The sequence below is a fragment of the Campylobacter canis genome (assembly GCF_045504005.1).
In the GTDB taxonomy this organism is placed as follows: domain Bacteria; phylum Campylobacterota; class Campylobacteria; order Campylobacterales; family Campylobacteraceae; genus Campylobacter_A; species Campylobacter_A canis.
Map to the genome: position 1 here is coordinate 1 of NZ_JBJJXH010000022.1, position 1,815 is coordinate 1,815.

The 1,815-nt window shown below is 39.7% G+C and carries 1 pseudogene; it reads left to right on the top strand.

The features are described 5' to 3' along the window. Positions 1-1,815: pseudogene (locus ACHJH3_RS11220) on the top strand (hypothetical protein); the annotation flags it as partial.

The following is a 1,815-nucleotide window of genomic DNA, read 5'->3' on the forward strand; positions in this document are numbered from 1 at the left end:
ATCCGTTTACGAAAAATATATTATTAACGGCAATTGGTTCGCTCTTGGCGAAAACGATAATACTCTTACTTGGGAAGAAACTCCTGGTAGTATAACAGAGAAATACGGCATATTCGCAGGATATAGCTACTACAAAGATGTAGAAGGCAACACTTTAAATTTTAAAGGTAACGATACGAACTATATTAGTAGTTTATACGGCGGATATACGGCAGTAGGTATAGCCAAGAAGAATACTCTAAATATAACCGGAGGAAACATAAATATGGTTGTATTGGGAGGAAAAGGCAACTTGGAAGCCTTGGAAAACAAGATAGATATAAGCGGAGGAAAGTTTGGAAATGGAGCTTATATACAAGGCGGATATTCAGAAAAAGGCAAAGTTAGCGGCAATACGGTAACTATAAGCAACGGAAAGTTTAAAAACACAACTAATTATAGTCCTTTTTATATATACGGCGGAGATTCATTGGATGGGTTATCCGAAAACAATACGGTAACTATAAACGGCGGAACGTTTGAAAATGGAGCTTATATATACGGCGGATATTCAAAAAAAGGCAAAGTTAGCGGTAATACGGCAACTATAAACGACGTAAAGTTTAAAAGATTCTCTCAGATATATATATTCGGCGGAGATTCAGATGATGGGTTATCCGAAAACAATACGGCAACTATAAACGGCGGAACGTTTGAAAATAGAGCTTCTGTATACGGCGGACGTTCAGAACAAGACAAAGCTAACGGTAATACGGCAACCATAAGCGGCGGAACGTTTGAAGATAGCGCTTCTATACTCGGCGGACATTCAGAACAAGGCGAGGCTAGCGGTAATACGGCAACCATAAGCGGCGGAACGTTTGAAAATGGAGCTTTTATACACGGCGGATTTTCAAACAAAGGCGAAGCTAACGGTAATACCGCAACTATAAGCGGCGGAACGTTCAAAGGCTCAAATTATATACACGGCGGATATTCAGACAAAGGCAAAGCTAGCGGTAATACCGCAACTATAACCGGCGGAACGTTTCAAGATAGCGCTACTGTATTCGGCGGAGCTTCAGGTGATGGGTTATCTGAAAACAATACGGTAACTATAAAAGGCGGAACGTTTGAAAATAAAGCTTATATATACGGCGGACGTTCGAATAAAGAATCCGCTACGAACAATAAGGTAAATTTAGAAAGCGACGATCTTAAGTTGCACTATATATACGGAGGGTCGTCAAATTTAGGCGACAAAGACCACTTCACGGGCAACACCCTAAACGTAAGAGGCAAAAACATAACTGCCGCTAAGATTGAAAATTTTGAAAAGCTAAATTTCTATATACCTAAAGGCTTTGATATAGCCAAAGACAAGATGCTTGATTTATCTTCCGGTCCCGATCTTACGAATTCTAAGATAGGCGTAGCTATGATAGAGGGAGGAAAGCTGTATAAGGACGATAAAGTAACTCTTATACAAGCAGGATCGGATATCACATACCCTAAAGATATGAATAATCATAAAGACAACCTAATGCAAGCGGGAATTTCAAAGGTTTATGCCTTTAAGCTTGATAAAGATAGCGAAAATAAAAAGCTCTTAGCCGTAGTTACCGATGACGGTAGTAAGCCTACAGATCCTAAACCTACAGATCCTAAACCTACAGATCCTAAGCCTATTGATCCTAAGCCTACAGATCCTATCGATCCTAAACCTATTGATCCTAAGCCTATAGATCCTAAACCTATTGATCCTAAGCCTATTGATCCTAAGCCTACAGATCCTATCGATCCTAAACCTATTGATCCTAAGCCTATAGATCCTAA